At 63.3% G+C, this 14443-nt stretch carries 16 protein-coding genes and 1 pseudogene; 9 read left to right on the top strand and 8 right to left on the bottom strand.

Annotated elements, in window-relative coordinates:
• The 4 genes and pseudogenes from MESS4_RS13040 to MESS4_RS13025 form a co-directional block, all read right to left on the bottom strand.
• Window positions 1-641, bottom strand: a pseudogene (locus MESS4_RS13040) (histidine kinase); the annotation flags it as partial.
• On the bottom strand, window positions 625-1290 hold the full coding sequence (locus MESS4_RS13035) for a response regulator transcription factor (protein WP_006331024.1): 666 nt from the start codon (window positions 1288-1290) through the stop codon (window positions 625-627). The pseudogene MESS4_RS13040 and the gene MESS4_RS13035, both read right to left, overlap by 17 nt.
• A 101-nt stretch (window positions 1291-1391) precedes the next feature.
• Window positions 1392-1691 carry a hypothetical protein gene (locus MESS4_RS13030; protein ID WP_006331016.1) on the bottom strand — a complete coding sequence of 100 codons (300 nt, stop codon included), beginning with the start codon at window positions 1689-1691 and terminating at the stop codon, window positions 1392-1394.
• A 171-nt stretch (window positions 1692-1862) separates the two neighbouring features.
• Window positions 1863-2270, bottom strand: coding sequence for a DUF3168 domain-containing protein (locus MESS4_RS13025; protein ID WP_006331010.1), 408 nt, complete (start codon window positions 2268-2270; stop codon window positions 1863-1865).
• Between the two features lie 235 nt (window positions 2271-2505).
• On the opposite strand from MESS4_RS13025, the gene MESS4_RS13020 reads away from it, so the two are divergent.
• A complete protein-coding gene (locus MESS4_RS13020; RefSeq protein ID WP_006331009.1) occupies window positions 2506-2721 on the top strand; it encodes a hypothetical protein in 216 nt (71 codons plus the stop codon).
• A gap of 47 nt (window positions 2722-2768) precedes the next feature.
• Window positions 2769-2960, top strand: coding sequence for a hypothetical protein (locus tag MESS4_RS13015; RefSeq protein WP_006331008.1), 192 nt, complete (start codon window positions 2769-2771; stop codon window positions 2958-2960).
• 87 nt (window positions 2961-3047) lie between these two features.
• Here the strand turns inward: MESS4_RS13015 and MESS4_RS13010 are convergent, their stop codons facing one another.
• Window positions 3048-3314, bottom strand: coding sequence for a DUF1488 domain-containing protein (locus MESS4_RS13010; protein WP_006331007.1), 267 nt, complete (start codon window positions 3312-3314; stop codon window positions 3048-3050).
• Window positions 3311-3559: a hypothetical protein gene (locus MESS4_RS13005; RefSeq protein ID WP_006331002.1), complete on the bottom strand. Its 249-nt coding sequence runs from the start codon at window positions 3557-3559 to the stop codon at window positions 3311-3313. Before MESS4_RS13005 ends, MESS4_RS13010 begins: the two co-directional genes overlap by 4 nt.
• A gap of 245 nt (window positions 3560-3804) precedes the next feature.
• Here MESS4_RS13005 and MESS4_RS13000 point away from each other — a divergent pair, with 245 nt between their 5' ends.
• From MESS4_RS13000 to MESS4_RS33940, 3 genes are all read left to right on the top strand, one after another.
• Window positions 3805-4143: a co-chaperone GroES gene (locus MESS4_RS13000; protein ID WP_006330995.1), complete on the top strand. Its 339-nt coding sequence runs from the start codon at window positions 3805-3807 to the stop codon at window positions 4141-4143.
• A gap of 56 nt (window positions 4144-4199) precedes the next feature.
• Window positions 4200-5822: a chaperonin GroEL gene (gene groL / locus MESS4_RS12995; RefSeq protein WP_006330994.1), complete on the top strand. Its 1623-nt coding sequence runs from the start codon at window positions 4200-4202 to the stop codon at window positions 5820-5822.
• Window positions 5823-5955: 133 nt separating this feature from the next.
• Window positions 5956-6120, top strand: a complete 165-nt coding sequence (locus MESS4_RS33940) for a hypothetical protein (protein ID WP_198292752.1) — start codon at window positions 5956-5958, stop codon at window positions 6118-6120.
• 17 nt (window positions 6121-6137) lie between these two features.
• On the opposite strand, the gene MESS4_RS12990 is transcribed toward MESS4_RS33940, so the two are convergent.
• Window positions 6138-7691, bottom strand: a complete 1554-nt coding sequence (locus tag MESS4_RS12990; RefSeq protein ID WP_006330993.1) for a trimethylamine methyltransferase family protein — start codon at window positions 7689-7691, stop codon at window positions 6138-6140.
• A 12-nt stretch (window positions 7692-7703) separates the two neighbouring features.
• Window positions 7704-10115, bottom strand: coding sequence for an FAD-dependent oxidoreductase (locus MESS4_RS12985; RefSeq protein WP_006330992.1), 2412 nt, complete (start codon window positions 10113-10115; stop codon window positions 7704-7706).
• Between the two features lie 126 nt (window positions 10116-10241).
• Here MESS4_RS12985 and MESS4_RS12980 point away from each other — a divergent pair, with 126 nt between their 5' ends.
• From MESS4_RS12980 to MESS4_RS12965, 4 genes are all read left to right on the top strand, one after another.
• On the top strand, window positions 10242-10874 hold the full coding sequence (locus tag MESS4_RS12980; protein WP_244441128.1) for a TetR/AcrR family transcriptional regulator: 633 nt from the start codon (window positions 10242-10244) through the stop codon (window positions 10872-10874).
• Window positions 10875-11046: 172 nt separating this feature from the next.
• Window positions 11047-13206 (top strand): penicillin-binding protein 1A, encoded by a 2160-nt coding sequence (locus tag MESS4_RS12975; RefSeq protein ID WP_006330990.1) that lies wholly within the window; start codon window positions 11047-11049, stop codon window positions 13204-13206.
• A gap of 105 nt (window positions 13207-13311) precedes the next feature.
• Complete coding sequence (locus MESS4_RS12970) at window positions 13312-13896, top strand: DUF1214 domain-containing protein (protein WP_006330987.1); 585 nt, start codon at window positions 13312-13314, stop codon at window positions 13894-13896.
• A complete protein-coding gene (locus tag MESS4_RS12965; RefSeq protein ID WP_006330983.1) occupies window positions 13889-14437 on the top strand; it encodes a DUF1254 domain-containing protein in 549 nt (182 codons plus the stop codon). The genes MESS4_RS12970 and MESS4_RS12965 overlap by 8 nt, the downstream gene beginning before the upstream one ends.
• Window positions 14438-14443: the final 6 nt, after the last annotated feature.

The raw sequence follows: 14443 nt of genomic DNA, 5'->3' as shown, positions 1-14443 counted from the left end.
ATGGCAATCGCGTTGATGGCGATCATGCCGACGCCGAACAGGGAAAGATAGGTCAGCAGGCGACGCTGGAAGGTGGCGATCTCCTGTTCGAGCTCGGTCTGGTTGCCCATGACACGGAAGCGCGCGGCGCGATTTTTCGCGTCGAGAACGAACTCGCTCTCGAACACTTCCAGCTCCTCGCCATCGATGCCTTCGGTGGCATAGCTGCGCTGGAAGCTGGAATTGAAGGGAACTTCGGCGACGCTCGGCGACGGGATCGGCTTCGTCATCGAGGAAGAATGAAGATCACCGCGCACACCTTCCGACGCGGGCTCCACCGACCAGTACCAACCTGAATTCGGCTCCGAGAATCGCAAGTCGCCAAGATCGGGGGCGCCGGTCAGCGAACCGCCTTCGGACACGCCGACGGAACCGATCAGATTGAACAGATGCGCCGAAAGCAGGCTGTCGAAGCCACGCTCGCTCGCCTGGCGGTAGAGCGTGGTGATGAGGGTGAAGATGACGATCAGGGTGAGGATCGCCCAGACCGTGGAAAAGGCGATCACCCGAAACGCCAGCGACCGCGGCCAGAACCGCAGCGAAAGCGGCGACCTTATGGTTTGCTTGGTGGGCAGCGGTTCCGCCTTACGCCTCCGGCTCACGCATGCGGTAGCCCATGCCGCGAACGGTTTCGATCATGTCGATGCCCATCTTCTTGCGAAGCCGCCCGACAAAGACCTCGATTGTGTTGGAATCGCGGTCGAAATCCTGATCGTAGAGATGCTCGACCAGCTCGGTGCGGGACACGACCTCGCCCATATGATGCATCAGATAGGCAAGCAGGCGGAACTCGTGCGACGTCAGCTTCAGCGGCACGCCGTCGACATCGGCCTTGGACGCCTTGGTGTCGAGACGCAGCGGTCCGCATGTCAGCTCCGACGAGGCGTGACCGGCCGCGCGCCGGATCAAGGCCCGGACCCTGGCCAGCACCTCCTCGATGTGGAACGGCTTGGTGACATAGTCGTCGGCGCCGGCGTCGATGCCGGACACCTTGTCGCTCCAGCGGTCGCGCGCCGTCAGGATCAGCACCGGCATCTTGCGGCCGCCGCGGCGCCAGCGCTCGACCACGCTGATGCCGTCCATCTGCGGCAGGCCGATGTCGAGGACAACAGCGTCATAGGGTTCGGTGTCGCCGAGGAAATGCCCCTCCTCGCCGTCGAAAGCCTTGTCGACGACATAGCCGGCATCAACCAATGCGTCCGATATCTGCCGGTTGAGATCCTTGTCATCTTCGACGACGAGTACGCGCATGCGGGGATCGATACCTGTTGAAGCGTTGGCCTGTTGCCGGTGTCAGATATAGGCCGATTCCAGCGGCCTGGGAACGGAGGCCCTTAGGATGGAAGATTGGGTCAGTTCAGCGGAACGACGATTTCGGAGCGACGCGGACGCTGCCCGTCCTTGCCGGGGACCAGCACGACGATGACGCAGACGGGCTGGCCACCGCGCGTCGACTGCGAGGCCTTGGCCAGCGTGCCGCCATTCTGCTGGGCAACCTGCTGGCCGATCGCGTAGCAATCGGACGCGGCCAGGATGATCGGTGGAGCCTGCTCCGGCATGGCGACGGGCAGCGCCGTCGCCTGCGACGCGAACAGACCGGCCGCTATCAGCGCCAGTATCGCGGTTTTGAGGTGGGAGCGAAGCGTTTTCATGGTCGGCGTTGTAACGCATCGGTGCTGAACGTGAAATGAACGGTGAACGCCCGAAAAACCATGCCCGCCACACCCCTGAACGCGAGACAATTTACTTAAGACTTTACCGCCCAACCCGGTGAAGTCAGCTAAGTCCAGTCTAGACTCCGTTTCACCGATATTGAAAGTGCCTCAGGCGTTTTCCTGCGTGATGGCGCGAAAGCGCAGCAGTCCATGATGGACCGCCAGGTCCTCGTCAAAGCGGGCTTCGGCGAATTCCAGTGACAGCCGTGTTTGACCATTGGGGCCGATGACCAGCGCCGCGTCCGCAAGGCGCGCCTCGATCCTATCCATGATGTTACGTGTTTCGGCTTCGCCATGGGCTTTCGACCAGACATGCAGGGTCACAAGCTGATCGGCGTCATTGTCGGCACCAGTGTCCCAGTCAAAAGCACTGGTCTGGCCGCAAGTCACGTAGGGAAAGGCGACGTTGCCGGTTGCTTGCTCAAGCAGGCCGGCGCCGCCCAGCAGCGCCGACAGCGATGCATCGCTTTTTAATCTCTGGAACAAGGCCTGCTGCAAATCGCCGGGCGCCGTCATCTGTCGTCCTCTTGCCCGTCGCGGTTGGACAGGCCTTGCGCCCATCGACGCTTCCTGCTTCCAGGCTAACTGCGTTGAGGTTCGCGCGCCAGATCATCCGACCACCATATCGCCATCCCTGGTGCGCTCGGGGCGCCTTTTGTAGCGGTCGCCTGTTTTTATTTGGCATGCAAGGGAGTTTGAAGAAGCGTGCTATGAAGGCGCCTGGTCTCTCCGGACATTCGAGGTCGTTTTCGTGCGCGAACCATCGCTGCTGCCTGTTTTTGGAAAGCTTGGGATCAAGCCATCGGTTGTGATTGCAGCGACACCGACGGTGTCGAAGAGCATGAACACCATGGTGGCCCGCATGCGGGAGATGTTGTCCCTGCATGGGGGCATGGCCTTGAAACTGTCCGTGGTGGTCTGGACAGTCACTGTTCTGGCAGCAGTGTTCTTCATCATGCAGGCCTGACGCCATCGACATCTGTCGGTCGGGTGCGACAGTCAAAGGGCGACAGAATGGGAAAACGTTATGCATTGCGCATGGAGGAGTCTGATAGCTGGACCGTCTTCGATGTCTTCACCGGCCAGCCGGTCGAGCTCAAGCACCAAGTCATGGTCGGTATGAACACGCGCGATGCGGACGCAATGGTCGATCGACTGAATAGCCAGGATGTCAAGCGGCGGGCAAAGGCGGACCGCAAGTCCTGATGCTGTCGCCGGCCCCGGCCGGCACATCCGCGCGCCTGGATCGGGATTGATCTGGCGCGTTGGCCCTGAACGCGACGAGGTTCGAACTTAACGAAAATCGGCCGCGGTCAGCACATATATGCTCTTGCGGGTGCGCGCATAAGCATTCCTGGCTACGTCATGGATGGAGCTGGACGCCGTGTCGAAGGCAGCGAGATAGCCAGCCTCGTCGGCGGCCGTTCCCGGCTGCATCTTCGACATGGCGTCGGCTGCGACCGAGAAGGAAATCTGGAACATGCCGTCATGGCCGACGAAGCGGATGCGTTGGCCCGCCTCGTCATAGCTGCGGCTGCGATTGGGGAATGTCAGGCTCATGATTTTACCTCCGTCGCCTTCTTTACTGCGCGCTTTTTCTTCGGTGTCGGGTTCAGGGCCTCCGCGGCACGGTCGGCCTCTTCCTTGGCCAGCCGCAGCGCCCGTAGCCTTGCCGTCTTGATGGTCCTGGCCTTCGCCTCGGAAACATATTCGGCGGTTGCCTGGTTTCGCTCAGCGGTTTTCTTCTGCTTCTCCATGAAGCGTGCTTCAGCTTTCTCCATGATATTCTGACTGAATTCCGCCATCGATAAAATCTCCTTTTGACCGAGATCATGAAAGTGAGTTTCCCATCTAAAATAGGGACTCGGAGCGAAAAAATCAATTTCCGGATTATTTTGGATTTATCGAGCGACTGAAAATGAAACTGCGAAATAATACTATTCAATATTTTCCAACAGCCGATGAATATTTTTTGGCACTCCTATCAATCGAGTGCCAACGGGCCTATAGAAGGGGGCGGCCGCCTAAGCCGGCCCCAGAAAGAGTTCCCATGAAATTCCGGCCACTCCACGATCGCGTCGTCATACGGCGCGCCGAAAGCGACACCAAATCCAAGGGCGGCATCATCATCCCCGACAATGCCAAGGAAAAGCCGCAGGAAGGCGAAGTGATCGCCGTCGGTCCGGGCGCGCGTGACGAAAGCGGCGCGCTGATCGCGCTCGACGTCAAGGCCGGCGACCTCATCCTGTTCGGCAAATGGTCGGGAACCGAGGTCAAGATCGACGGCGAGGACCTCCTGATCATGAAGGAGGCCGACATCATGGGCATCATCGACAAGAGCGAGATGGGCATCATCGAGAAGACCATCGCTGCCAACAAAGCCGCCTGAGAACCCTTCCGGGCGTCACAGCGAACGGGCCTTACACACAAACGGGATGAAAAAACATGTCTGCCAAGGAAATCAAATTCTCCACCGACGCGCGTGACCGCATGTTGCGCGGTGTTGAAATCCTCAACAACGCCGTCAAGGTGACGCTCGGCCCCAAGGGCCGCAATGTCATCATCGACAAGGCCTATGGCGCGCCGCGCATCACCAAGGACGGCGTGACCGTGGCCAAGGAAATCGAGCTTGCCGACAAGTTCGAGAACATGGGCGCCCAGATGGTGCGCGAAGTGGCTTCGAAGACCAACGACCTCGCCGGCGACGGCACCACCACCGCCACGGTGCTGGCCGCTTCGATCCTGCGCGAAGGCGCCAAGCTCGTTGCCGCCGGCATGAACCCGATGGACCTCAAGCGCGGCATCGACCAGGCCGTCGCCGCCGTGGTGAAGGAAATCCAGGCCCGAGCCAAGAAGGTCAAATCTTCAAGCGAGATCGCGCAGGTCGGCACGATCGCCGCCAATGGCGATGACACCGTCGGCGCCATGATCGCCAAGGCCATGGACAAGGTCGGCAATGACGGCGTCATCACCGTCGAGGAAGCCAAGACCGCCGAAACCGAACTCGACGTCGTCAAGGGCATGCAGTTCGATCGCGGCTATCTCTCGCCCTATTTCGTCACCAATGCCGAGAAGATGCGCGCCGAACTGGAGGACCCCTACGTTCTCATCCACGAAAAGAAGCTCGGCAATCTGCAGGCGCTGCTGCCGATCCTCGAAGCCGTCGTGCAAAGCGGCAAGCCGCTGCTGATCATCTCCGAGGACGTCGAAGGCGAAGCGCTGGCGACGCTGGTCGTCAACAAGCTGCGCGGCGGCCTCAAGGTCGCGGCAGTCAAGGCGCCGGGCTTCGGTGACCGCCGCAAGGCGATGCTGGAAGACATTGCGGTGCTCACCGCCGGCCAGATGATTTCCGAAGACCTCGGCATCAAGCTGGAAAACATCACTCTCGACATGCTCGGCCGCGCCAAGCGCGTGCTGATCGAAAAAGATACGACCACGATCATCGACGGCGCCGGCGAGAAAGCCGCCGTCCAGGCGCGTGTCTCCCAGATCAAGGGGCAGATCGAGGAGACCACCTCCGACTACGACAAGGAGAAGCTGCAGGAGCGCCTGGCGAAGCTCGCCGGCGGCGTCGCGGTCATTCGCGTCGGCGGCGCCACCGAATCGGAAGTCAAGGAAAAGAAAGACCGTGTCGACGATGCGCTGAACGCCACGCGCGCCGCGGTGGAAGAAGGCATTGTTCCCGGCGGCGGTGTTGCGCTGTTGCGCGCTAGGTCGGCTCTGGCCGGGCTGACGGGCGCCAATGCCGATGTGACTGCCGGCATTTCGATCGTGCTGAGGGCGCTCGAAGCGCCGATCCGCCAGATCGCCGAGAATTCCGGTGTCGAAGGTTCGATCGTCGTCGGCAAGCTCTCCGACAGCAAGGATCACAACCAGGGCTTCGACGCCCAGAACGAGACCTATGTCGATATGATCAAGGCCGGCATCGTCGACCCGGCAAAGGTGGTGCGGACCGCATTGCAGGACGCCGGTTCGATCGCGGCCCTGCTGATCACCGCGGAAGCGATGATCAGCGACATTCCGGCAAAGGATGCCGCGCCTGCGGCCGGCGGCGGCATGGGCTACTGACCATTGGCCGAAACGGCCGGCCGCAGGGCCGGCCGATCCAGGTAACAGCGGCCCGGCAACACTCTTAACGAGCCTGAACGATAGCGCCGGGGCATCTTCCCCGGCGCGCACCCGCCGGCAAGGAGATTGATCCATGATTGCATTCGTCCCGAAGCCAAATGCCGTGGCGAAGACCAAAGCGGCCGAGGAAAGCCGCTTCGATCGCATTCGCAGGCTTGCCGCCGACAAGCACAGACAGGCCGATGCCGGCACGATACGCCGCGGCCCGCAAAAGACCGGCGACAAGCGGCCCATGTGACGCGCTGCCGCGTTACATCACGAAACCGGCGCTGCCCCACCCTCTTCGGTGCGCCGCGCTATGAATTCATCGAGAATACCTGATGTGGCAGCAGCCGATGCCGGCGGCTGGAAGTCGGCGACCAGCCGTTTCCAGATGCCGGTGGCGCGCTCGGTCGCTGTCTTTGAACCGGATTGCGTCCAGTTGCCGAAATTCGACCAGTCGGCGACCAGCGGTTCGTAGAAGGCAGTACGGTAGCGCGCCATGGTGTGTTCGGCCGAGAAGAAATGCCCGCCAGGCTGCACTTCGGCGATGGCGTCGAAGCCGATCGCGCTTTCGTCGCCAGGCGTCGAAGCACAGAGTTCGGCGACCGTCTGCAACGCCTCGATGTCGGTGATCAGCTTCTCGAAGGAGACGCTCAGGCCGCCTTCGAGCCAGCCGGCTGCATGGATGCAGACGGTGGCGCCGGCAAGCACCGACCCCCACAGCGCGAACTGCGTTTCGTGCGCCGCCTGCGCGTCCGAGATGTTGGCGGCGCTGCCGCCGCCGGACCGCCAGGGCAGGCCGGTGAAGCGGGCAAGCTGGCCGGCGCCCAGCGTCGCCTTGACATGCTCCGGCGTGCCGAAGGCCGGCGCCCCCGACTTCATGTCGACATTGGAGGAGAAGGAGCCGTAGACGACCGGCGCGCCCGGCCGCACGATCTGGGCGAGCGCCAGTCCGGCTAGCGCCTCGGCGTGCTGCAATGTCAGCGCGCCGGCGACGGTGATCGGCGCCATGGCGCCGGCCAGGCAGAAGGGCGTGATGATCGATACCTGCCCTGCCCTGGCGAAATCGATGATGCCTTGCGCCATCGGAATATCGAGCTGGCGCGGCGAGTTGGTGTTGATGACGGTGTAGCAATGGACGCCGCTGGCGAATTCGTCCTCCGACAGCCCACGCGCCAGCCTGATCATCGCAAAACCGTCCTCGACCTGCGGCGTGCCGCGCGCGAAGACGAACGGCACCTTGTCCGACAGCGTCAGCTGGGCGCGGTTGACGGCATAGTGGCGGAAGCGGTTGTCGACGTCCTGCGGCTCGATGCAAGGCCCCAGCATGTGCAGCACGTCGAAATGCTGTACCAGCCGGATGAAGTCCTCGAAGGCGGCAAGCGTTCCCGGCCGCCGGCCGTGCTCGAGATCGGTGACGTTGGGCGCGCCGCAGCCGGCCAGGAACGTCATCGTACCAAGCTCGAGCGCGATGTCGCGCGAGCGGTCGCCGGCGCGTGTCGTGATCGACTTCGGCGCCGAGGCAAGTGCGGCCGCGACGATATCGCGGCCGATGCGTACCATCTGGCTGTCCTCGTCGACCAGCGCACCGGCACGGGCATAGGCTGCACGCGCCTGCGGCAACAGCACCTTGATGCCGAGTTCTTCCAGCACCCGCAGCGCGGTATCGTGGATGGCGGCGACCTGGTCGGCTGAAAAGACCGGCTGCGGCAGGAAGGGATTCTTCAGCGAACGATAGTCCGGCCGCCGGCTGGATTCGCTGCCGGCCTCGCCAGTGCGGCCGCGCCGGCGCTCGCGCCTACTATCCCTTGCGGCATCATCGACCATGACAGAACCTCCTCATTGCCGCATCGCCTTGCCCAGCGGATCGTAGGGAGAGGCCGCAATGACCCGTGCCGGCCGCTCGACGCCGACGATGTGCACAGACAAGGCGGTGCCCTCCCCGGCGAAATCGCGGTCGACCAGCGCCAGCGCAAGGCTCTTGCCGACCGAATAGCCATAGCCGCCCGACGTGACGAAGCCAATGCGCCGGCCTTTGTGCCAGACCGGCTCGAAGCCGCTGGCATCCGCATCGAGCGCATCCACCTCAAGCGTCACCAGGCACTGCGTGGTGGCGCCCTCGCGCTCCTTCAATGCAGCCTCGCGGCCGATGAAGCCGCCCTTGCCGAAGGCAATGAAGCGGTCGAGGCCGGTCTGGCCGGGCGTGTAGCCCTGGGTGAATTCGCGCGACCAGATGCCGAAGCTCTTTTCCAGCCTGAGCGCGTTGAGTGCGTAGAAGCCGATTTCGGCAAGGCCGAGATCCTCGCCGGCGGCAAGCAGCGTTTGGCGCAAGGTGGCATGCATGCTGGCCGGGCAATTGATTTCGAAACCGAGTTCGCCGGCAATGGAGAGGCGCGCAACCCGGGCGCGCACCATGCCGATGTCGAATTCGCCGCAAGCCATAAAGGGCAAGGCCTCGGCCGAGACATCCTGATGCGTGGTGCGCGCAAGAACCGCCCGCGCCTTCGGTCCGGTGACGAGGAAGCCGGACATTGCGTCGGAGATGTCGGTAACGGTCGCGCCTTCCGCCGCATGCGCCTCGAACCAGCGCATGTGAAATTCCCTGAGATAGTAGGAGCCCATGATCCAGTATTGGCCGCCACCCCAGTTGAAGACGGTCAGATCGCCCTTCAGCCGGCCGTCATGGCCGAGCATCGGCGCGAGCTTCGCCTGCCCCGGTTTCGGCAGCCTGCAGGCCAGCAGGCGGTCGAGCCAGGCCTCGGCACCCGGGCCCGAGACGGCATAGCGCGAAAAGGCCGATGTATCGACGAGGCCGGCGGCGCGCCGCACCTGCAGCGCCTCGTCGCCAACGATGTCGAAGGCGTTGGAGCGTTTTAGCGTCGTCTCCTCGCGAAAACCCATGGGCGCGAAATAGGCTGGGATTTCCAACCCCCACGACGCGGTCCATTCGCATCCGGCCGCCGTCATGCCATCATAGGCGCCGGGGCGTTTCAATGGCCGTCCGGCTGGCAGGCGCTCATTGGGAAAGGTCATGACGAAGCGGCGCGCATAGAACTGGCGCGTCGTCTGCCGGAGATATTCGCGGTTGGCGGCAAAGGCGCCATAGCGGGCAATGTCCATGCCGAAGATGTCTGCCTGCGGTTCGCCATGGATCATCCACTCGGCCAGCGATTTGCCGACACCGCCGCCCTGGCTGAAACCGGCCATGACGCCGCAGGCGACCCAGTAGTTCCTGACGCCGCGTACCGGCCCGACGATCGGGTTGCCGTCCGGCGTGAAGGTGAAGGCGCCGTTGACCCATTTGCGGATGCCGGCGGTAGCAAGGCAGGGAAAGCGCTCATAGGCCCTGGAAAGTTCCGGGCTGATCCGCTCGATGTCTTCCGGGATCAGTTCGATGCCGTAGTCCCACGGCGCGCCGTCCATGTTCCAGTGTTTCGGGTTCTGCTCGTAGAGGCCGAGCAGGACGCCTTTGCGCTCCTGGCGGAGATAGGCAAAGCCGTCGAGATCGACGGCGAGGCCAAGCTCCTTGTCGAGCGCCGCGACCTCCGGGATGTCCTCGGTGACGAAATAGTGGTGCTCCATCGGCGTCACCGGCAGATCGACGCCGACCATGCGGCCGAGCTGCTTCGCCCAGAGACCACCGGCATTGACGACATGCTCCGCAACGATCGTGCCTTGCTCGGTGATGACGTCCCAGCCGCCGTCGGTGCGCGGCTTCAGGTCGAGTACGCGGTTGCGCAGGATGACATCGGCGCCGCGCTTTTTCGCCGCCCCGGCATAGGCGTGCGTCGTGCCGTAAGGATCGAGATGGCCTTCGTTGGAATCGTAGAGGCCGCCCAGCACATCGCTGACATCGACAATCGGGCAGATCGCCTTGATCTCCTCGGGGGTGACCAGCCGGGCGGTTTCGATGCCGACCGACTGGAACACGGCCCAGGCCGATTTCAGCCACTCCCAGCGGGCAGGGTCGCTGGCCATGTTGACGCCGCCGGTCATGTGCAGGCCGGCATTCTGGCCGGATTCGGCCTCGATCTCGCGATAGAGCTTGATCGTATAGTCCTGCAGCGCCGCGACATTGGGATCGGCGTTGAGGGCGTGGAAACCGGCCGCCGCGTGCCAGGTGGAGCCTGCCGTCAGTTCGGCGCGCTCGATCAGCGCGACGTCTGTCCAGCCGAAGCGCGCCAGATGGTAGAGCACCGATGCCCCGACCACGCCACCCCCGATGACGACTGCACGATAGTGCGACTTCACGGCTTCCTCCGGGCTGTTCGACCCCGGCACCATATATGCACTGTACATATGTGTCTAGAGTGTAGACATAGCTGTCCAGTCGGCTTGCGCGTCGTCACCCGTCATGCCAATTGTGGGTCCATGATCATGATCGCTCCACAGGACGAGCCGGCGCCCGGCAACATCAAGGTGACGCGCTGGGACTGGATCAATCTTGCGCTGCAGACGCTGATTTCCGATGGCGTCGAAAGCGTGCGGGTGCTGCCGCTCGGCCAGAAGCTCGGCGTGTCGCGCTCGAGCTTCTACTGGTATTTCCAGAGCCGTCAGGATCTGCTCGACCAGTTGCTCGCCCATTGGCACGACACCAACACCAAGGCGATCGTCGAACGCGCCAGACGACCAGCCAAAAGCATCATCATGGGCGTCATGAACGTGTTCGAATGCTGGGCCGACGAGCGCCTGTTCGATCCCAGGCTCGACTTCGCCATCCGCGAATGGGCGCGGCGTTCCGACGATGTGCGCCGGGCAATCGACCAAGCCGACGACGATCGGCTAAGCGCCATCCGCGACATGTATCGCCGGCATGGCTACGATGAAGAGGATGCTTTCATCCGCGCCCGGGTGCTCTATTACATGCAGATCGGCTACTACGTGTTGGACTTGAAGGAACCGGTCGAGGCGCGGGTCAGCCATCTCGCCGCCTATCTGCGCAGCTTTACCGGCCGGGAGCCCACAGAGGCCGACGTGGCGCATTTCATGCGCTTCATCGCGGCGCGGTGACATTGGAGGCTTGCGTGCGTGCAACAAGCGCGCCCCTTTCGATCAACAAACCTCCCGCATGAGCCTCCCTCGCCCTTGTGAGCGGCGCCAAAATGGACGCATAGTCAAGGCTGGCGCACCGCCCTGAAATTGCCCGCTTGCGGTTCTCAGGTCGCGGTGGGGGATTTCGGGAATGACCAGTCCTTTGGAACCACGCAGGAGAAGAGGGCCGATCGCCGCCAGGCTGCTCGCGGTCGATGCGTGGCTCGATTCCTCGCTCTACGAGATCGGCTTCAAGGCGCGCCAGTTCTGGGAAGCGGCCACCATTTTTTTCCGGCGTTTTCGCGTCACCGGCTGGCGCCGCGGCATCATCGAATTCTTGAGCGAAGGCTTCACGCTCGGCGCCGGCGGCATCGTCGTCATGCTGGCGCTTGCCTTGCCGGCCTTCCAGGAAACGGCCGGCGACTGGCGCGCCCAGGGCGACTTCGCCGTCACCTTCCTCGACCGCTACGGCAATGAGATCGGCCAGCGCGGCATCATCCAGCGCGATTCGGTGCCGGTTGACGAGATGCCGGACCAGGTCATCAAGGCGGTGCTGGCCACCGAGGATAGGCGTTTCTTCGATCACCACGGCATCGATGTGCTCGGCCTTTCCAGGGCCATCTTCGAGAATGTGCGGGCAAATTCCGTCGTCCAGGGCGGATCGAGCATCACCCAGCAGCTCGCGAAAAACCTGTTCCTGACCAATGAGCGGACGCTGGAGCGCAAGATCAAGGAAGCCTTCCTGTCGCTGTGGCTCGAAGCCAATCTGTCGAAAAAGGAAATCCTGCAGCTCTATCTCGACCGCGCCTATATGGGCGGCGGCACATTCGGCATCGAGGCGGCCGCCGATTTCTATTTCGGCAAGAGCGTCAAGGACCTGAACCTCGCCGAGGCGGCGATGCTGGCCGGCCTGTTCAAGGCGCCGACCAAATACGCGCCGCATATCAACCTGCCGGCCGCCCGCGCGCGGGCCAATGTGGTGCTGTCCAACCTGGTCGATGCCGGCTTCATGACCGAAGGCCAGGTGCTGCAGGCGAGGCTTCGTCCGGCCGAAATCGTCGACCGCGGCGAGCAGAAGAGCCCGGACTATTACCTCGACTGGGCCTTCGACGAGGTCAAGAAGATCGCGGCCAAGTCCGGCCAGCATTCCCTGGTCGCGCACACCACTTTCGACGCCAACATCCAGAAGGCGGCGGAAGAATCGATGGAGTTCCACCTCCGTCAGTTCGGCAAGGAGTACAACGTCACCGAAGGCGCCATGGTCGTCATCGAGACCAATGGCGCGGTCAGGGCGATCGTCGGCGGCCGCGACTACGGCGCCAGCCAGTTCAACCGCGCCACCAAGGCGCTGCGCCAGACCGGCTCCTCGTTCAAGCCCTATGTCTACGCGACGGCCATGGAACACGGCTTCACGCCGAACTCCGTCGTTTCCGGCGGGCCGATCTCCTGGGGCGGCTGGTCGCCTCGCAATTACAACGGCGGATCGGCCGGCAACGTCACGCTGATCACCGCGATCGCCAAATCGATCAACACCGTGCCGGTGCGGCTGGCCAAGGACTATCTCGGCATCAAGCCGATCAAGGCGATGGCGGAGGCGATGGGCGTCGAATCGCCGCTCGAATCGCACAAAACCATGGTGCTCGGCACATCGGGCATGACAGTGATGGACCAGGCGACAGGCTACAGCGTGTTCGCGCAGAACGGCTTTGCCGGCACCCGGCACGGCATCTCACAGCTCGTAACCCGTACCGGCGAAGTGGTCTACGACTTCGCCAAGGACGCGCCGCCGCCGCGCCGTGTGCTGTCGGAACAGGCGCTCAAATACATGAACACCATGCTGGCGGCGGTGCCGGTGATGGGCACGGCACGGCGCGCGGCCCTTCCCGACATCGTTTCCGCCGGCAAGACCGGCACCACCCAGTCCAATCGCGACGCCTGGTATGTCGGCTTCACCGGCAACTATACGGCCGCCGTCTGGCTCGGCAATGACGATTTCACCCCGACCAGGAACATGACCGGCGGCACGCTGCCGGCCATGGTGTGGCAACGCCTGATGGTCTACGCGCACCAGAATATCGACCTCAAGCCGATCCCCGGTCTCGACAAGCCCTTCGTCGACGAAGAGGTCGCGGCCAAGGCCGAGGAGGCGCAGAAGAAAAACGCCGAGAAGGCAGCGGCCGATGCCGCCGCCGAGCGCCCGCCAGTGCTGTCCAGCCAGACCACGCAGGCGCTGCGGGACATGACCAGGCTGTTCCAGTCGGCGCCCGTCCTCCAGCCTCCCGCGACGCCGGAGACCCTGTCGGCGCTTTGACCTGCCGCGGGCTCCGCGCCGAGCCTGCGCAGCGCCACGCTTGCCATGGCCCCCTGCCCCGCGATATCCCGAGCAGCACTTCTGCTTTCTCACCCGCGGCTCTTCATGCTCAAGAACGCCTTGCTCACGCTGCTTTCGCTTGCCATGGCCATCGGCGGCGGTGGCGGCAGCGTCTGGTATGCCCTGAAGACGCAGGATGGCGTCGGGGCGATCAGGATCGGCCAATGGACGGCGTTCCCCGACATCGGCACGCCGGCGGCGGACCCTTATTCGAAGGCTCGCGTGGCGCGCGAAGGCGTGCTGGCGCTCGGGCGGGCTGAGGGACTCTCCTTCATCGCCGAGCGCGATTCCAGCGGCGAACAGCTCATGCGCCAATGCGCCTACACGATCGAAGGCGGATTTCCCACGGCGCGGTTCTGGACCCTCTACGCCGCCGATCAGTCGCTGGGCGTGGTCCAGACCGGCAGGCCAAGGCTTGCGGCGCTGCAATCCTACCAGGTCCTGCGCCAGCCCGACAATTCGGTGATCATTTCCGTCGGCAGCCGCGCCGCGCCAGGCAATTGGCTGCTGACCGAGGGCGCCGGCCGAATGTATTTCGTGCTGACATTCTATGACACGCCGATCGCCAGCAGCACGGGTCTCTCTGATGTCACGCTGCCGCGGATCCTCAAGGTCGGCTGCAATGCGTAAGCTGCTGCACGCGATCCTGCTCGGCCTGCTTGGCGCCGGCATCGTGCATATCATCGTGCTGCTGCTCGTTCCGGAATTTTCCGAACGCGATGCCTGGTCGCGGCTGGCCATGGCCTCGGACCTCTACAAGATGACCAGGCTGGACGCCGAGGCCGGCGGCGCTCCGGTGGTGAAGTCGGTCGACCCGCTGTTTTACGCGGCCGCCTGCCGGTTCGACCTGACCGACGGCATGGTGCGGGTCAAGGCGCCGGGGAACGTGCCGTTCTGGTCCATATCCGTCTATGACCGCAGCGGCTACAATGTCTATTCCTTCAACGATCACGGCACGACGGCGGGGCTGCTCGATAGTGTGGTGCTGACGCCCGCGCAGATGATCGAGGTGCGCAAGGATCTTCCCGAGGAATTGCAAGGAGCGATCTTCGTCGAAGCGCCTATCGACGAAGGCATATTCGTCATCCGCGCCTTTGTGCCCGACGACAGCTGGAAGCCAACCGTGTCGCGGTTTCTCGATCAGGGTTCCTGTGAGCTGCAGGATTTCTAAAGCTGA

Source organism: Mesorhizobium sp. STM 4661 (assembly GCF_000359125.1).
Lineage (GTDB): Bacteria > Pseudomonadota > Alphaproteobacteria > Rhizobiales > Rhizobiaceae > Mesorhizobium.
This window is presented reverse-complemented; position numbering and strand designations above follow the sequence as displayed.

Bases quoted from the DNA above. Each gene is read 5' to 3' on its own strand.
- MESS4_RS13035 (WP_006331024.1), bottom strand. From the start codon at position 1,290: ATGCGCGTACTCGTCGTCGAAGATGACAAGGATCTCAACCGGCAGATA.
- MESS4_RS13030 (WP_006331016.1), bottom strand. From the start codon at position 1,691: ATGAAAACGCTTCGCTCCCACCTCAAAACCGCGATACTGGCGCTGATA.
- MESS4_RS13025 (WP_006331010.1), bottom strand. From the start codon at position 2,270: ATGACGGCGCCCGGCGATTTGCAGCAGGCCTTGTTCCAGAGATTAAAA.
- MESS4_RS13015 (WP_006331008.1), top strand. From the start codon at position 2,769: ATGGGAAAACGTTATGCATTGCGCATGGAGGAGTCTGATAGCTGGACC.
- MESS4_RS13010 (WP_006331007.1), bottom strand. From the start codon at position 3,314: ATGAGCCTGACATTCCCCAATCGCAGCCGCAGCTATGACGAGGCGGGC.
- MESS4_RS13005 (WP_006331002.1), bottom strand. From the start codon at position 3,559: ATGGCGGAATTCAGTCAGAATATCATGGAGAAAGCTGAAGCACGCTTC.
- MESS4_RS13000 (WP_006330995.1), top strand. From the start codon at position 3,805: ATGAAATTCCGGCCACTCCACGATCGCGTCGTCATACGGCGCGCCGAA.
- groL (WP_006330994.1), top strand. From the start codon at position 4,200: ATGTCTGCCAAGGAAATCAAATTCTCCACCGACGCGCGTGACCGCATG.
- MESS4_RS33940 (WP_198292752.1), top strand. From the start codon at position 5,956: ATGATTGCATTCGTCCCGAAGCCAAATGCCGTGGCGAAGACCAAAGCG.
- MESS4_RS12990 (WP_006330993.1), bottom strand. From the start codon at position 7,691: ATGGTCGATGATGCCGCAAGGGATAGTAGGCGCGAGCGCCGGCGCGGC.
- MESS4_RS12980 (WP_244441128.1), top strand. From the start codon at position 10,242: ATGATCGCTCCACAGGACGAGCCGGCGCCCGGCAACATCAAGGTGACG.
- MESS4_RS12975 (WP_006330990.1), top strand. From the start codon at position 11,047: ATGACCAGTCCTTTGGAACCACGCAGGAGAAGAGGGCCGATCGCCGCC.
- MESS4_RS12970 (WP_006330987.1), top strand. From the start codon at position 13,312: ATGCTCAAGAACGCCTTGCTCACGCTGCTTTCGCTTGCCATGGCCATC.
- MESS4_RS12965 (WP_006330983.1), top strand. From the start codon at position 13,889: ATGCGTAAGCTGCTGCACGCGATCCTGCTCGGCCTGCTTGGCGCCGGC.